Here is a 17,172-nt window from a genome sequence, read left to right on the forward strand (position 1 = left end):
GTATGGTGATCTTCGTCGTGTCTCCGGACGGCGCGGTTCCGGCTGGGGGCCCTTGACGAACCGCACGCAGCGCGCAATTCTCAGGACGCGTCGTCACAAGGATCCGAATCCGAGGCATGGATCGACGACGGAGAGGGCAGTATCAACGTGCGTTGAGGGCAGCAGGCCGGAGGGCGTTGACAACAGCGGTGAGCACGACGAGGGGTCTCGAAAACCCGCACTGGACATCAGTGTGCCAAGTGGCTACACTGACCCTTTGCGCTGCCTGTTAGCTGTCCCCTGCCCGTCACCAGGGGTCTGCCCTCACTCGAGCACAGACGACCGAAGCACCTCTGACCTGGGGTTTCCGTCTCTGCGTACGGGAGAGGGACCGGTACGCGCGTAGTGAGTCCGAGCCCTCGGAAGGACCCCCTCTTGGCCGCCTCGCGCACTGCCTCGACCGCGAATACGAACAACGGCGCCAGCACCGCCCCGCTGCGCATCTCCTTTGCAAAGATCAAGGAGCCTCTCGAGGTTCCGAACCTGCTCGCGCTGCAGACCGAGAGCTTTGACTGGCTGCTCGGCAACACCGCCTGGCAGAGTCGGGTCGAGGAGGCTCTGGAGAACGGTCAGGACGTCCCCACCACGTCCGGTCTGGAGGAGATCTTCGACGAGATCTCCCCGATCGAGGACTTCTCGGGGTCGATGTCGCTGACGTTCCGGGACCACCGCTTCGAGCCGCCGAAGAACTCGATCGACGAGTGCAAGGAGCGCGACTTCACGTACGCCGCCCCGCTCTTCGTCACCGCCGAGTTCACCAACAACGAGACCGGTGAGATCAAGTCCCAGACGGTCTTCATGGGCGACTTCCCGCTCATGACGAACAAGGGCACTTTCGTCATCAACGGCACCGAGCGTGTCGTGGTGTCGCAGCTGGTCCGTTCCCCCGGTGTCTACTTCGACTCCTCCATCGACAAGACGTCCGACAAGGACATCTTCTCCGCCAAGATCATCCCGTCCCGGGGTGCCTGGCTGGAGATGGAGATCGACAAGCGCGACATGGTCGGTGTCCGCATCGACCGCAAGCGCAAGCAGTCGGTCACCGTTCTGCTGAAGGCGCTCGGCTGGACCACCGAGCAGATCCTCGAGGAGTTCGGCGAGTACGAGTCCATGCGCGCCACCCTGGAGAAGGACCACACCCAGGGCCAGGACGACGCGCTGCTCGACATCTACCGCAAGCTGCGTCCGGGCGAGCCCCCCACGCGTGAGGCCGCTCAGACGCTGCTGGAGAACCTGTACTTCAACCCGAAGCGCTACGACCTGGCCAAGGTCGGCCGCTACAAGGTCAACAAGAAGCTCGGTGCGGACGAGCCGCTGGACGCCGGTGTGCTCACCACCGACGACATCATCGCCACCATCAAGTACCTGGTGCAGCTGCACGCCGGCGAGACCGAGACGGTGACCGCCAGCGGTCGCACGATCATGGTCGAGACCGACGACATCGACCACTTCGGCAACCGTCGTATCCGTAACGTCGGCGAGCTGATCCAGAACCAGGTCCGTACGGGTCTCGCCCGTATGGAGCGCGTCGTGCGCGAGCGCATGACCACCCAGGACGTCGAGGCGATCACGCCGCAGACCCTGATCAACATCCGGCCGGTCGTCGCCTCCATCAAGGAGTTCTTCGGCACCAGCCAGCTGTCCCAGTTCATGGACCAGAACAACCCGCTGTCGGGGCTGACGCACAAGCGTCGTCTGAACGCCCTCGGCCCGGGTGGTCTCTCCCGTGAGCGGGCCGGCTTCGAGGTCCGTGACGTGCACCCCTCGCACTACGGCCGCATGTGCCCGATCGAGACGCCGGAAGGCCCGAACATCGGTCTGATCGGCTCGCTCGCCTCGTACGGCCGGATCAACCCCTTCGGCTTCATCGAGACGCCGTACCGCAAGGTCGTCGACGGTGTCGTCACCGACGAGGTCGACTACCTGACCGCCGACGAGGAGGACCGCTTCGTCATCGCGCAGGCCAACGCGCCGCTGACGGACGAGCTCCACTTCGCCGAGGCCCGCGTGCTGGTCCGCCGCCGTGGCGGCGAGGTCGACTACGTCGGCCCCGAGGACGTGGACTACATGGACGTCTCGCCGCGCCAGATGGTGTCGGTCGCGACCGCCATGATCCCCTTCCTCGAGCACGACGACGCCAACCGTGCCCTCATGGGCGCGAACATGATGCGTCAGGCCGTGCCGCTGATTAAGTCGGAGGCCCCGCTCGTCGGCACCGGCATGGAGTACCGCTCCGCGGTCGACGCCGGCGACGTGGTCAAGGCCGAGAAGGACGGTGTGGTCCAGGAGGTCTCCGCGGACTACATCACCACCGCCAACGACGACGGCACGTACATCACGTACCGCCTGGCCAAGTTCTCCCGGTCCAACCAGGGCACCTCGGTCAACCAGAAGGTCATCGTCAACGAGGGCGACCGCGTCATCACCGGCCAGGTACTGGCCGACGGCCCGGCCACCGAGAACGGCGAGATGGCCCTCGGCAAGAACCTGCTCGTGGCGTTCATGCCGTGGGAGGGTCACAACTACGAGGACGCGATCATCCTGTCGCAGCGCCTCGTGCAGGACGACGTCCTCTCCTCGATCCACATCGAGGAGCACGAGGTCGACGCCCGTGACACCAAGCTCGGCCCCGAGGAGATCACCCGGGACATCCCGAACGTCTCCGAGGAGGTCCTCGCCGACCTCGACGAGCGCGGCATCATCCGCATCGGTGCCGAGGTCATCGCCGGCGACATCCTCGTCGGCAAGGTCACCCCGAAGGGTGAGACCGAGCTGACCCCCGAGGAGCGCCTGCTGCGCGCGATCTTCGGTGAGAAGGCCCGTGAGGTCCGTGACACCTCGCTGAAGGTGCCGCACGGCGAGACCGGCAAGGTCATCGGCGTCCGCGTCTTCGACCGCGAGGAGGGCGACGAGCTGCCGCCGGGCGTGAACCAGCTGGTCCGCGTCTACGTCGCGCAGAAGCGCAAGATCACCGACGGTGACAAGCTCGCCGGCCGTCACGGCAACAAGGGTGTCATCTCCAAGATCCTGCCGATCGAGGACATGCCGTTCCTGGAGGACGGCACCCCGGTCGACATCATCCTCAACCCGCTGGGTGTGCCGTCCCGAATGAACCCGGGACAGGTCCTGGAGATCCACCTCGGCTGGCTCGCCAGCCGCGGCTGGGACGTCTCCGGCCTCGCGGACGAGTGGGCCCAGCGCCTCCAGGCGATCGGCGCCGACAAGGTCGCCCCGCGCACCAACGTCGCGACCCCGGTCTTCGACGGTGCCCGCGAGGACGAGCTGGCGGGTCTGTTGCAGCACACCATCCCGAACCGCGACGGCGAGCGCATGGTGCTCCCGTCCGGCAAGGCGCGGCTGTTCGACGGCCGTAGCGGTGAGCCGTTCCCGGACCCGATCTCGGTCGGCTACATGTACATCCTGAAGCTGCACCACCTGGTCGACGACAAGCTGCACGCCCGGTCGACCGGTCCGTACTCGATGATCACCCAGCAGCCGCTGGGTGGTAAGGCGCAGTTCGGTGGCCAGCGCTTCGGTGAGATGGAGGTGTGGGCCCTCGAGGCCTACGGCGCCGCGTACGCCCTCCAGGAGCTGCTGACCATCAAGTCCGACGACGTCACCGGCCGCGTGAAGGTCTACGAGGCCATCGTCAAGGGCGAGAACATCCCCGAGCCCGGCATCCCCGAGTCCTTCAAGGTGCTCATCAAGGAGATGCAGTCGCTCTGCCTGAACGTGGAGGTGCTGTCCAGCGACGGTATGTCCATCGAGATGCGCGACACCGACGAGGACGTCTTCCGCGCTGCGGAGGAGCTCGGTATCGACCTGTCCCGGCGCGAGCCGAGCAGCGTCGAAGAGGTCTGACGGGAGTCCGGTAGGGGCCTCGCCACCGTGTGAGGCCCCCGCCGACCCCCAGGCCCCCGTTTCAGACCACAGACTTTCGACCCTGAGAGGGATTGACGCATAGTGCTCGACGTCAACTTCTTCGACGAGCTCCGGATCGGCCTGGCCACCGCTGACGACATCCGTCAGTGGAGCCACGGCGAGGTCAAGAAGCCCGAGACCATCAACTACCGCACCCTGAAGCCCGAAAAGGACGGACTCTTCTGCGAGAAGATCTTCGGTCCTACGCGGGACTGGGAGTGCTACTGCGGCAAGTACAAGCGTGTCCGCTTCAAGGGCATCATCTGCGAGCGCTGTGGCGTCGAGGTCACGCGCGCCAAGGTGCGCCGTGAGCGGATGGGCCACATCGAGCTGGCCGCTCCCGTGACCCACATCTGGTACTTCAAGGGCGTCCCGTCCCGGCTGGGCTACCTGCTGGACCTCGCCCCGAAGGACCTGGAGAAGGTCATCTACTTCGCGGCGTACATGATCACGTACGTCGACGAGGAGCGCCGTACCCGCGACCTGCCCTCCCTGGAGGCGCATGTCTCGGTGGAGCGCCAGCAGATCGAGAACCGCCGCGACGCCGACCTCGAGGCCCGCGCCAAGAAGCTCGAGTCCGACCTGGCCGAGCTGGAGGCCGAGGGCGCCAAGGCCGACGTGCGCCGCAAGGTGCGCGAGGGTGCCGAGCGCGAGATGAAGCAGCTGCGCGACCGTGCGCAGCGCGAGATCGACCGCCTCGACGAGGTGTGGAACCGGTTCAAGAACCTCAAGGTCCAGGACCTCGAGGGCGACGAGCTGCTCTACCGCGAGCTGCGCGACCGCTTCGGCACGTACTTCGACGGCTCGATGGGTGCCGCGGCGCTCCAGAAGCGCCTGGAGTCCTTCGACCTCGAGGAGGAGGCCGAGAAGCTCCGCGAGATCATCCGCACCGGCAAGGGCCAGAAGAAGACCCGTGCCCTCAAGCGGCTGAAGGTCGTCTCCGCGTTCCTCCAGACCTCCAACAGCCCCAAGGGCATGGTCCTGGACTGCGTCCCGGTCATCCCGCCGGACCTGCGTCCGATGGTGCAGCTGGACGGTGGCCGCTTCGCGACCTCCGACCTGAACGACCTGTACCGCCGTGTCATCAACCGCAACAACCGCCTGAAGCGCCTTCTCGACCTCGGTGCGCCCGAGATCATCGTGAACAACGAGAAGCGCATGCTCCAGGAGGCCGTCGACGCGCTCTTCGACAACGGCCGCCGCGGCCGCCCGGTCACGGGCCCCGGCAACCGTCCGCTGAAGTCCCTCAGCGACATGCTGAAGGGTAAGCAGGGTCGATTCCGTCAGAACCTGCTCGGTAAGCGTGTCGACTACTCGGCGCGTTCCGTGATCGTCGTCGGTCCGCAGCTGAAGCTGCACCAGTGCGGTCTGCCGAAGGCGATGGCGCTGGAGCTCTTCAAGCCGTTCGTGATGAAGCGCCTGGTCGACCTGAACCACGCGCAGAACATCAAGTCGGCCAAGCGCATGGTCGAGCGCGGCCGCACCGTGGTGTACGACGTCCTCGAAGAGGTCATCGCCGAGCACCCGGTGCTGCTGAACCGTGCGCCCACCCTGCACCGCCTCGGCATCCAGGCCTTCGAGCCGCAGCTGGTCGAGGGCAAGGCCATCCAGATCCACCCGCTCGTCTGCACCGCGTTCAACGCGGACTTCGACGGTGACCAGATGGCCGTGCACCTGCCGCTGTCCGCGGAGGCGCAGGCCGAGGCCCGCATCCTGATGCTGTCCTCGAACAACATCCTCAAGCCGGCCGACGGCCGTCCGGTGACGATGCCGACCCAGGACATGGTCCTCGGTCTGTTCTTCCTCACCACCGACGGCGAGATGCGCAACGTCAAGGGCGAGGGCCGTTCGTTCGCGTCCGTGGCCGAGGCGATCATGGCGTTCGACGCCGGCGAGCTGTCGCTCCAGTCGCGCGTGGACATCCGCTTCCCGGTGGGCACCATCCCGCCGCGCGGCTGGACCCCGCCGGTGCGCGAGGAGGGCGAGCCGGAGTGGCAGCAGGGTGACAGCTTCCGCCTGAACACCACGCTGGGCCGCGCGCTCTTCAACGAGCTGCTGCCCGAGGACTACCCGTTCGTCGACTACGAGGTCGGCAAGAAGCAGCTCTCCGAGATCGTCAACGACCTCGCCGAGCGCTACCCGAAGGTCATCGTGGCGGCGACGCTCGACAACCTGAAGGCGGCCGGCTTCTACTGGGCCACCCGTTCCGGTGTCACCGTGGCCATCTCCGACGTCGTCGTCCCCGACGCGAAGAAGGAGATCGTCCGCGGCTACGAGGCGCAGGACGAGCGGGTCCAGAAGCAGTACGAGCGCGGTCTGATCACCAAGGAAGAGCGCACCCAGGAGCTCATCGCGATCTGGACCAAGGCGACCAACGAGGTTGCCGAGGCCATGAACGCGAACTTCCCGAAGACCAACCCGGTCTCGATGATGGTGAACTCGGGTGCCCGAGGCAACATGATGCAGATGCGTCAGATTGCCGGTATGCGTGGTCTGGTGTCGAACGCGAAGAACGAGACCATCCCGCGTCCGATCAAGGCGTCCTTCCGTGAGGGCCTGTCCGTGCTGGAGTACTTCATCTCCACGCACGGTGCCCGTAAGGGTCTGGCGGACACCGCTCTGCGTACCGCCGACTCGGGTTACCTCACCCGTCGTCTGGTCGACGTCTCCCAGGACGTCATCATCCGCGAGGAGGACTGCGGCACCGACCGTGGTCTGCGTCTGCGCATCGCCGGGCGCGACGAGGACGGCGTGCTGCGCAAGGCGGAGGACGTCGAGACCTCCGTGTACGCGCGCTGCCTCGCCGAGGACATCGTGGTCGACGGCCAGGTGCTGGCCCCGGCCGGCACCGACCTGGGCGATGTGCTCATCGAAGAGCTGGTCGCCCGTGGCGTCGAGGAGGTCAAGACCCGTTCGGTCCTGACCTGCGAGTCCGCCGTCGGCACCTGCGCGATGTGCTACGGCCGTTCGCTGGCCACCGGCAAGCTGGTGGACATCGGTGAGGCGGTCGGCATCATCGCCGCCCAGTCCATCGGTGAGCCCGGTACCCAGCTGACGATGCGTACCTTCCACACCGGTGGTGTGGCCGGTGACGACATCACCCAGGGTCTGCCGCGTGTCGTCGAGCTCTTCGAGGCCCGTACCCCGAAGGGTGTCGCCCCGATCTCCGAGGCCTCCGGCCGCGTGCGGATCGAGGAGACCGAGAAGACCAAGAAGATCGTCGTCACCCCGGACGACGGCAGCGACGAGACGGCGTACCCGATCTCGAAGCGCGCCAAGGTCCTGGTCCGCGAGGGCGAGCACGTCGAGGTGGGCCAGCAGCTCACCGTGGGTGCCACCAACCCGCACGACGTGCTGCGCATCCTGGGTCAGCGTGCCGTCCAGGTCCACCTGGTCGGCGAGGTCCAGAAGGTCTACAACTCGCAGGGTGTGTCGATCCACGACAAGCACATCGAGATCATCATCCGGCAGATGCTCCGCCGCGTGACGATCATCGAGTCCGGCGACGCCGAGCTGCTGCCCGGTGAGCTGGTCGAGCGCTCGAAGTTCGAGACCGAGAACCGTCGTGTGGTCCAGGAGGGCGGTCACCCGGCCTCCGGTCGTCCGCAGCTGATGGGTATCACCAAGGCCTCGCTGGCGACGGAGTCCTGGCTGTCGGCCGCCTCCTTCCAGGAGACGACCCGAGTTCTGACGGACGCGGCGATCAACGCCAAGTCCGACAGCCTCATCGGCCTCAAGGAGAACGTCATCATCGGTAAGCTCATCCCGGCCGGTACGGGTCTGTCCCGCTACCGCAACATCCGGGTCGAGCCGACCGAGGAGGCCAAGGCCGCGATGTACTCGGCCGTCGGCTACGACGACATCGACTACTCGCCGTTCGGCACCGGCTCCGGCCAGGCCGTTCCGCTGGAGGACTACGACTACGGTCCGTACAACCAGTAAGCGAGCAGCATGAAGGGCGGTCACTCCCGTACGGGGGTGGCCGCCCTTCGGCGTTCAGTGGGGTTCGGTGGGACTCCCGGGCGCCCAGGAGGTGTCCGTACCGGCCCGCTGTGCCGCCTCCAGCCGCTCCAGGGCGGCCCGGAGGTCCGGCGAGGTCGTCGGGGGCGGCCGGGGGGCTGAGGCGGCCGGAGGGGCTGGGGCGGCCGGAACGAAGATCGACTAAGGTACGCGCCCTTGACAGCGGCCGCAGCCTGGCGCGGGGTCGGTTCCATTTGTTTTGACCGCAGCGAATGAGGTAGGTACGCTCAGACCTTGTGCCTGGGGTGTGCCCTGGCTCTTGCGCGTGCCTTCACTCCGTGCAGCGAGCCGTGATCGGCCACCGTAATCCGTGCCCCTTTTCGCCTGGCGGCAAGGGCCTGACGGATTCGACACACCCGACCGCGTGGGTCGGCGACGTTCCAGGTTAGCTGTACCTATCGGCACACAGAAACCGGAGAAGTAGTGCCTACGATCCAGCAGCTGGTCCGTAAGGGCCGGCAGGACAAGGTCGAGAAGAACAAGACGCCCGCACTCGAGGGTTCCCCTCAGCGTCGTGGCGTCTGCACGCGTGTGTTCACGACCACCCCGAAGAAGCCGAACTCGGCCCTGCGTAAGGTCGCGCGTGTGCGTCTGACCAGTGGCATCGAGGTCACCGCTTACATTCCGGGTGAGGGACACAACCTGCAGGAGCACTCCATCGTGCTCGTGCGCGGCGGCCGTGTGAAGGACCTGCCGGGTGTTCGCTACAAGATCATCCGCGGTTCGCTCGACACCCAGGGTGTCAAGAACCGCAAGCAGGCTCGCAGCCGTTACGGCGCCAAGAAGGAGAAGTAAGAATGCCTCGTAAGGGCCCCGCCCCGAAGCGCCCGGTCATCATCGACCCGGTCTACGGTTCTCCTCTGGTGACCTCCCTGATCAACAAGGTGCTGCTGAACGGCAAGCGCTCCACCGCCGAGCGCATCGTCTACGGCGCCATGGAGGGCCTGCGCGAGAAGACCGGCAACGACCCGGTCATCACGCTGAAGCGCGCTCTTGAGAACATCAAGCCGACCCTCGAGGTCAAGTCCCGCCGTGTCGGTGGCGCCACCTACCAGGTCCCGGTCGAGGTCAAGCCCGGCCGTGCCAACACCCTGGCGCTGCGCTGGCTCGTCGGCTACTCCCGCGCCCGTCGCGAGAAGACCATGACCGAGCGTCTGCTCAACGAGCTTCTCGACGCTTCGAACGGCCTCGGTGCGGCCGTCAAGAAGCGCGAGGACACGCACAAGATGGCCGAGTCCAACAAGGCCTTCGCGCACTACCGCTGGTAGTCGCAGTCCACATCGAGACCGAGAGAAGACTGAAGCCTTATGGCTACCACTTCGCTTGACCTGGCCAAGGTGCGCAACATCGGCATCATGGCCCACATCGACGCGGGCAAGACGACCACCACCGAGCGGATCCTGTTCTACACCGGTGTGTCTTACAAGATCGGTGAGGTCCACGACGGCGCTGCCACCATGGACTGGATGGAGCAGGAGCAGGAGCGTGGCATCACGATCACCTCTGCTGCCACCACCTGCCACTGGCCGCTGGAGAACGTCGACCACACCATCAACATCATCGACACCCCGGGTCACGTCGACTTCACCGTCGAGGTGGAGCGTTCCCTGCGTGTGCTCGACGGTGCCGTGACGGTGTTCGACGGCGTCGCCGGCGTCGAGCCGCAGTCCGAGACCGTGTGGCGTCAGGCGGACCGCTACGGCGTTCCGCGTATCTGCTTCGTCAACAAGCTCGACCGCACCGGTGCCGAGTTCCACCGCTGCGTCGACATGATCGTCGACCGCCTGGGCGCGCAGCCGATCGTCATGCAGCTCCCGATCGGTGCCGAGGCCGACTTCAAGGGCGTCGTGGACCTGGTCCGCATGAAGGCGCTCGTGTGGTCCGCCGAGGCGACCAAGGGCGAGATGTACGACGTCGTCGACATCCCGGACACGCATGTCGAGGCCGCCGAGGAGTGGCGCGGCAAGCTGGTCGAGGCCGTCGCCGAGAACGACGAAGAGATCATGGAGCTGTTCCTGGAGGGCCAGGAGCCCACCGAGGAGCAGCTGTACGCCGCGATCCGTCGTATCACCATCGCGTCCGGCAAGGGCACCGGCACCACCATCACCCCGGTGTTCTGCGGTACCGCGTTCAAGAACAAGGGCGTCCAGCCCCTGCTCGACGCGGTCGTGCGCTACCTGCCTTCCCCCGTTGACATCGAGGCCATCGAGGGCCACGCGGTCAACGACCCGGAGGAGGTCGTCAAGCGCAAGCCGTCCGACGACGAGCCGCTGTCGGCGCTGGCGTTCAAGATCATGAGCGACCCGCACCTCGGCAAGCTCACCTTCGTCCGCGTGTACTCCGGCCGCCTGGAGTCCGGCACCGCCGTGCTGAACTCCGTCAAGGGCAAGAAGGAGCGCATCGGCAAGATCTACCGCATGCACGCCAACAAGCGTGAGGAGATCGAGTCGGTGGGCGCCGGCGACATCGTCGCCGTCATGGGCCTGAAGCAGACCACCACCGGTGAGACGCTGTCCGACGACAAGAACCCGGTCATCCTGGAGTCCATGGACTTCCCGGCGCCGGTCATCCAGGTCGCCATCGAGCCCAAGTCGAAGGGCGACCAGGAGAAGCTCGGCGTCGCGATCCAGCGCCTGGCCGAGGAGGACCCGTCCTTCCAGGTCCACTCGGACGAGGAGACCGGCCAGACCATCATCGGCGGTATGGGCGAGCTGCACCTCGAGGTGCTGGTCGACCGCATGCGCCGTGAGTTCAAGGTCGAGGCCAACGTCGGCAAGCCGCAGGTGGCGTACCGCGAGACGATCCGCAAGGCCGTCGAGCGCGTCGACTACACCCACAAGAAGCAGACCGGTGGTACCGGTCAGTTCGCGAAGGTGCAGATCGGCATCGAGCCGCTCGAGGGTGGCGACACCTCGTACGAGTTCGTGAACAAGGTGACCGGTGGTCGTATCCCGAAGGAGTACATCCCTTCGGTCGACGCCGGTGCGCAGGAGGCCATGCAGTTCGGCATCCTCGCCGGCTACGAGATGACCGGTGTCCGTGTCATCCTCCACGACGGCGCCTACCACGAGGTCGACTCCTCCGAGCTCGCCTTCAAGATCGCCGGTTCGCAGGCCTTCAAGGAGGCCGCGCGCAAGGCCAGCCCCGTGCTGCTCGAGCCGATGATGGCCGTCGAGGTCACCACGCCCGAGGACTACATGGGCGAGGTCATCGGCGACATCAACTCCCGCCGTGGCCAGATCCAGGCCATGGAGGAGCGGGCCGGTGCCCGCGTCGTGAAGGGCCTCGTGCCCCTGTCGGAGATGTTCGGCTACGTCGGCGACCTCCGCAGCAAGACGTCGGGTCGCGCAAGCTACTCGATGCAGTTCGACTCCTACGCCGAGGTTCCGCGGAACGTCGCCGAGGAGATCATCGCGAAGGCCAAGGGCGAGTAACGCTCCGCGTTCCCACGCCGTAGGCTTGACTCCGGAGCCTCCAGGGGCATTCCCCCGCAATCGCGGACGGAATGCCCCCGGGTTCCGGGCCTTTACAGCAAAGATCACCTGGCGCCGATGAAGTAAGGCGTACAGAACCACTCCACAGGAGGACCCCAGTGGCGAAGGCGAAGTTCGAGCGGACTAAGCCGCACGTCAACATCGGCACCATCGGTCACATCGACCACGGTAAGACGACCCTCACGGCCGCCATTACCAAGGTGCTGCACGACGCGTACCCGGACCTGAACGAGGCCACCCCGTTCGACAACATCGACAAGGCTCCTGAGGAGCGTCAGCGCGGTATCACCATCTCCATCGCGCACGTCGAGTACCAGACCGAGGCGCGTCACTACGCCCACGTCGACTGCCCGGGTCACGCGGACTACATCAAGAACATGATCACCGGTGCCGCGCAGATGGACGGCGCGATCCTGGTGGTCGCCGCCACCGACGGCCCGATGCCGCAGACCAAGGAGCACGTGCTCCTGGCCCGCCAGGTCGGCGTTCCGTACATCGTCGTCGCCCTGAACAAGGCCGACATGGTGGACGACGAGGAGATCCTGGAGCTCGTCGAGCTCGAGGTCCGTGAGCTCCTCTCCGAGTACGAGTTCCCGGGCGACGACGTCCCGGTCGTCAAGGTCTCGGCGCTGAAGGCGCTCGAGGGCGACGCCCAGTGGACCCAGTCCGTCCTGGACCTCATGAACGCCGTCGACACCGCGATTCCGGAGCCGGAGCGCGACGTCGACAAGCCGTTCCTGATGCCGATCGAGGACGTCTTCACGATCACCGGTCGTGGCACCGTCGTCACCGGCCGTATCGAGCGTGGTGTCCTCAAGGTCAACGAGACCGTCGACATCATCGGCATCAAGACCGAGAAGACCACCACCACGGTCACCGGCATCGAGATGTTCCGCAAGCTGCTCGACGAGGGCCAGGCCGGTGAGAACGTCGGTCTGCTGCTCCGCGGCATCAAGCGCGAGGACGTCGAGCGCGGCCAGGTCATCATCAAGCCGGGCTCGGTCACCCCGCACACCGAGTTCGAGGCGCAGGCCTACATCCTGTCCAAGGACGAGGGTGGCCGCCACACGCCGTTCTTCAACAACTACCGTCCGCAGTTCTACTTCCGTACCACGGACGTGACGGGCGTTGTGACCCTCCCCGAGGGCACCGAGATGGTCATGCCGGGTGACAACACCGAGATGTCGGTGCAGCTCATCCAGCCCATCGCCATGGAGGAGGGCCTGAAGTTCGCCATCCGTGAGGGTGGTCGCACCGTGGGCGCCGGCCAGGTCACCAAGATCGTCAAGTAAGTTCCGCTTGCTTGAGGTCACTGACTGACCTGAAGGTCTTCTGACCTGTGAGAGGCCCGTACGACTCCGGTCGTACGGGCCTCTTCGCATGTCCGCGTCACCTTGGACCCTTACGGTTCTCCCTGTGAATACCGTCCCGCCCGCCGAAGGCCCCGACGAGGGCCCGGACTCCTTCCGGTCCTCCATACCCGACGAGCAGTGGGCCGCGTTCCTGCGCGCCGCGGCCGAGGACGACGGGTCCGCCGCGCCGAAGGAGCCGTCGGCGCGCGCCCGGATGGTGGCCCGCAGGCTCCGCGAGAGGTCCGCGTCCGCGGCCGACGCGCGGCCGAGGCCCCGGCGTCCCGCACGGCCGTCGCCGCGCGAGGTGCTCCAGGCCGTGGTCCCCTGGCTGGTCGCCGCGGCCGTACTGCTGTACGGCGCCTGGCAGTGGGGGCTGCTCTCCTGGGGCGACGGGAGCGACTCGGCCGAGTCCGGCCCGGCCAGGGCCGTCGCACTGCCCGGCGGCGGTGTCACCGACGGTGCCCACTGCGGCGAGCAGGGCTACCACTACTTCCCGCTGCCCGCGGCCGCCTCCGCGCCCGCCCCGCAGTCCGCCGAAGGACAGCCCGGCCCGCAGCTGACGCTCGGCTCCTACGGCTACGAGAAGCTGTCCGGCCGGACGCCCGGCAGCTTCGGCATCGGGCTGCTCTTCGCGCCGGGCACCCACCGCCCGCTGGTGCTCTCCCGCGATCTGCACGGCGAGGGCGTCGCGGTGGAGATCGAGGGCCCGCACGGCCTGGTCGCCGGGGCGCACGGCCTGCCCGTCACCTGGGCCGCCCCCGGGAAGGCCGGCGGCGCCGACCGGCAGCACATCGACGTCACGGACGGTGGCGGCGGCGAGATCACCCTCCCGCTGACGGCCCTGTGCCCCGGGTACGACGCCGAGACGGTGACGGAGGGCCTGCGGATCCCGACGGACTCCTCGAACACCATCACCGGGCAGCCGGCCTACACCCTGACCGTGTCGGTGCGGGAACCGGCGGTCGGCACGCTGCGCACCGCGGTCGGGCTGCCGGCGGGCGGCGGCCTGCTCAGCGCCAACAACCTGGTGCCGGACGGCCCCTGAGCGGCCGCCGCGCTTCGAAACTATTCGGCGCCGCCGACCCATTCCCCCCACCGCCCCCTCCCTTCACTATTTGTCATGCCACTTGGCAAATAGAGGCCGTGCAGAGGGAGGGGACGCATGTCCGTGGCGCGCAGAACGGTGCTGGGGGCGGGACTGGCCGCCGTGCCCGTGCTGACCTCGGGGACCGCCCGGGCCCAGGGAGGGGCCGCGGACCTGACGGTGACCGACCCCGGGGCGTACATCTCCTTCACCGGCGGCGCCTTCTCGCTGGTCGGCGCCCCCGTGGTGGTCAGCCCCGACGACCACCCCGGGGTCGTACGGGTCGCATCTGACCTCCGCGACGACCTCGAGCGCGTGACCGGCGTCCGCCCCGGCACCACCATCGGCCGCTTCCCCGTGCTGCTCGGCACGATCGGCCGCAGCCCGCTGATCGACGGCCTGGTCCGCTCCGGAAAGCTGGACGTGACCGGGGTCCGGGGCGGCTGGGAGACCTCGCTCCAGACCGTCGTGGAGCATCCGCTGCCCGGGGTGGAGCGGGCGTTCGTCGTCGCGGGCAGCGATCCACGGGGCACGATCTTCGGGGCGTACGACGTCTCGTACGGGATCGGGGTCTCGCCCTGGCACTGGTGGGACGACGTGCCGCCGGTGCGGCGCACCGGGGTCTGGGTGCGCCCCGGACGCTTCACCCAGGGCACCCCCCGGGTGAAATACCGGGGCTTCTTCATCAACGACGAGAACCCGGCCCTCGGCACCTGGGCCCCGGCGTACTTCGGACCGGGCAAGGCGCCGGGATATCCCAACGGCTTCAACTCCGTCTTCTACGCCAAGGTCTTCGAGGTCCTGCTGCGGCTGAAGGGCAACTACCTCTGGCCGGCGGTGTGGGGCCGGGCCTTCGCCGAGGACGACCCGGACAACCACCGGAGGGCGGCGGAGTACGGCGTGGTCATGGGCACCTCCCACGAGGCGCCGATGATGCGGGGCATCGAGGAGTGGAACCGGCACGCCGGCCCCGGCCACGACCCCTACGGGGGCACGGGGGAGTGGTCGTACCGCCGCAACGCGGACGCTCTGCGGGCCTACTGGCGAGCCGGCATCCAGCGCATGGTGGACCAGGGCTTCGAGGGCGTGGTGACCCTCGGGATGCGCGGCAACGGCGACATCGGCCTGCCCGACGGCGACGGCATCGAGCTGATGCAGCAGATCATCGACGACCAGCGCCGGATCATCGAGGAGGTGACCGGCCGGCCGGCCGCCGAGACCCCGCAGGTCTGGACCCTCTACAAGGAGGTCCAGCGCTACTGGGACCGCGGTCTGCGCGCCCCCGACGACGTCACGGTGGTCCTCACGGACGACAACTGGGGAAACATCCGGAAGCACCCGGACAGCCCCCGCAGCGGCGGCTACGGCCTCTACTACCACTTCGACTACGTCGGGGCCGGCCGCAACTACAAGTGGGTCGACACGGCCAACCTCCGCAACGTCTGGGACCAGCTCCACCAGGCGCACGCGTACGGCAACCACGGCCTGTGGGTGGCGAACGTCGGCGATCTCAAGGGCAACGAGCTGCCGACCGAGTTCTTCCTGAGCTACGCCTGGGACCCCGACCGCTGGCCCCTGGAACGGCTGGGGGAGTGGGAGAGGCGCTACGCCCGGCAGAACTTCGGCGAGGCGTCGGCCCATGACATCGCCGCGGTGCTGGCGGAGTACGGCCGGCTCCAGGCCCGCCGCAAGCCGGAGCTGCTGAACCGCCGTATCACGCTCTCCGCCGACGGCCAGGTGGTCTACGACGACCGGCAGACCCCGTACCGCTTCGCGCACCGGGAGCTGGAGCGGGTGACCGAGGAGTGGCAGGAGCTGGGCGGCCGCGCCGAGCGCATCGCCCGCCGGCTGCCGCCGGAGCGGCAGGACGCCTGGTTCGAGCTGGTCGGCTACGAGGTGACGGCGACCGCGAACCTGTACGCGCTGCGCTCGGCGGAGTTCACGAACCTGCTGTTCGCCGGGCAGGGCCGGGCGGCGACGAACGACCGCGCGGCCCGGGCGGAGGCCGCCTTCGCCCGCGACCTCGCCCTGGCCGACCGCTTCAACTCCCGTGTGGCGAACGGGAAATGGCAGGGCTTCCAGACCCAGCCGCACATCGACTACGGCGACGTCGACCGCTACGGCCCGAACGCGGGCTGGCAGCAGCCGGAGAAGGACAACGTGGCCCTGCCGGACGTCCTCTTCCCCGCGGTACGCCGCATCCAGCTGCCCCCGGACGCCCGGCTGGGGGTGTCGGTGGACGGCGCGGAGGACGCGGGCCAGTGGTGGCCGGGGGGCGCCTTGGGGGAGGCGGTGCTGCCGGAGTTCAGCCCGTACCAGACCCGCCCCCAGCAGTACCTGGAGGTCTTCAACCGGGGCGGGACCCCCTTCGACTACCGGGTGTCCTCCTCGGTCCCCTGGCTGCGGGTGGACCACCCGGCGGGCCGCGTCGAGCAGCAGGTCCGGCTGGAGGTCCGCGTCGACTGGTCCCGGGCCCCGGCCGGCCGCACCGAGGGCACGCTCACGGTGAGCGGCGCGGGCGCGTCGGTCCCGGTGCGCTGTGTGGCCGTCCGCTCGGCCGCCCGGGGCCTGCGGGGCTTCGTGGAGGCCGGCGGCTATGTGGCGATCGACGCGGACCACTACGACCGGGCGGTCGGGCGGTGGCGCCGCATCGAGGGCATCGGCCGCACGGGCGCGGGCATGACCCCGTGGCCGGTGACGGCCCCCTCCCGGGCCCCGGGCGGCTCCTCGCCGCGCCTGGAGTACGAGGTGAGCCTGGTGTCGGAGCCGGACACCGAGGTGACGGTCTGGGCCCTGCTGTCCCCCCGCAACCCGGCCGTGCCCAAGGTGTCCGGCCTGCGCTACGGCGTCTCCCTCGACGACGGCCCGGTCCGTACGGTGGACATCACGGCGGGCGCGGACGACGGCGCCCTGAACGCGGTGTGGGCCCGCAACACCTCGGACAACATCAACCGCACCGCCACCCAGCACGCGGTGGGACCGGGCGTCGTGCACCGGCTGAAATTCTGGATGGTGGACCCCACGGTGGTGGTCCAGCGGCTGCTGATCGACACGGGCGGGCTGCCGGAGCTGTATCTGGGCCCGGTCGAGAGCCGGCGGATCTGACCCCCGGGCCGAGCCCGGGCCGACCCCCGGGCCGAGCCCGGGCCGACCCCCGGGCCGAGCCCGGGCCGACCCCCGGGCCGAGCCCGGGCCGACCCCCGGGCCGAGCCCGGGCCGAGCCCGGGCCGACCCCGAGCCGCGCCCGGACCGGCCTTCGGTT

At 68.1% G+C, this 17,172-nt stretch carries 8 protein-coding genes; all 8 read left to right on the forward strand.

Features of this window, described 5'->3' with window-relative positions:
• The first annotated feature begins 414 nt into the window (after positions 1–414).
• The 8 genes from rpoB (at position 415) to ACFVIU_RS17345 (ending at position 17,015) form a co-directional block, all read left to right on the forward strand.
• The gene (gene rpoB, locus ACFVIU_RS17310; protein ID WP_385843345.1) at positions 415–3,900 is read left to right on the forward strand and encodes a DNA-directed RNA polymerase subunit beta; all 3,486 of its coding nucleotides are present in this window, start codon (positions 415–417) and stop codon (positions 3,898–3,900) included.
• A 102-nt stretch (positions 3,901–4,002) separates the two neighbouring features.
• Complete coding sequence (locus ACFVIU_RS17315; protein ID WP_385843346.1) at positions 4,003–7,902, forward strand: DNA-directed RNA polymerase subunit beta'; 3,900 nt, start codon at positions 4,003–4,005, stop codon at positions 7,900–7,902.
• A gap of 501 nt (positions 7,903–8,403) precedes the next feature.
• The gene (gene rpsL, locus ACFVIU_RS17320) at positions 8,404–8,775 is read left to right on the forward strand and encodes a 30S ribosomal protein S12 (protein ID WP_003948652.1); all 372 of its coding nucleotides are present in this window, start codon (positions 8,404–8,406) and stop codon (positions 8,773–8,775) included.
• 2 nt (positions 8,776–8,777) lie between these two features.
• Positions 8,778–9,248: a 30S ribosomal protein S7 gene (rpsG, locus tag ACFVIU_RS17325; RefSeq protein ID WP_003998848.1), complete on the forward strand. Its 471-nt coding sequence runs from the start codon at positions 8,778–8,780 to the stop codon at positions 9,246–9,248.
• Positions 9,249–9,287: 39 nt separating this feature from the next.
• Positions 9,288–11,414 (forward strand): elongation factor G, encoded by a 2,127-nt coding sequence (fusA, locus tag ACFVIU_RS17330; RefSeq protein ID WP_385843347.1) that lies wholly within the window; start codon positions 9,288–9,290, stop codon positions 11,412–11,414.
• 158 nt (positions 11,415–11,572) lie between these two features.
• On the forward strand, positions 11,573–12,766 hold the full coding sequence (gene tuf, locus ACFVIU_RS17335) for an elongation factor Tu (protein WP_385843348.1): 1,194 nt from the start codon (positions 11,573–11,575) through the stop codon (positions 12,764–12,766).
• A gap of 124 nt (positions 12,767–12,890) precedes the next feature.
• Positions 12,891–13,871 (forward strand): hypothetical protein, encoded by a 981-nt coding sequence (locus ACFVIU_RS17340; RefSeq protein WP_385843349.1) that lies wholly within the window; start codon positions 12,891–12,893, stop codon positions 13,869–13,871.
• 117 nt (positions 13,872–13,988) lie between these two features.
• Positions 13,989–17,015 (forward strand): glycosyl hydrolase 115 family protein, encoded by a 3,027-nt coding sequence (locus ACFVIU_RS17345; RefSeq protein WP_385843350.1) that lies wholly within the window; start codon positions 13,989–13,991, stop codon positions 17,013–17,015.
• The last annotated feature ends 157 nt before the right edge of the window (positions 17,016–17,172 follow it).

It is taken from the genome of Streptomyces sp. NPDC127190 (assembly GCF_042672505.1).
Taxonomy (GTDB): domain Bacteria; phylum Actinomycetota; class Actinomycetes; order Streptomycetales; family Streptomycetaceae; genus Streptomyces.

Bases quoted from the DNA above. Each gene is read 5' to 3' on its own strand.
- rpsG (WP_003998848.1), top strand. From the start codon at position 8,778: ATGCCTCGTAAGGGCCCCGCCCCGAAGCGCCCGGTCATCATCGACCCG.
- fusA (WP_385843347.1), top strand. From the start codon at position 9,288: ATGGCTACCACTTCGCTTGACCTGGCCAAGGTGCGCAACATCGGCATC.
- ACFVIU_RS17345 (WP_385843350.1), top strand. From the start codon at position 13,989: ATGTCCGTGGCGCGCAGAACGGTGCTGGGGGCGGGACTGGCCGCCGTG.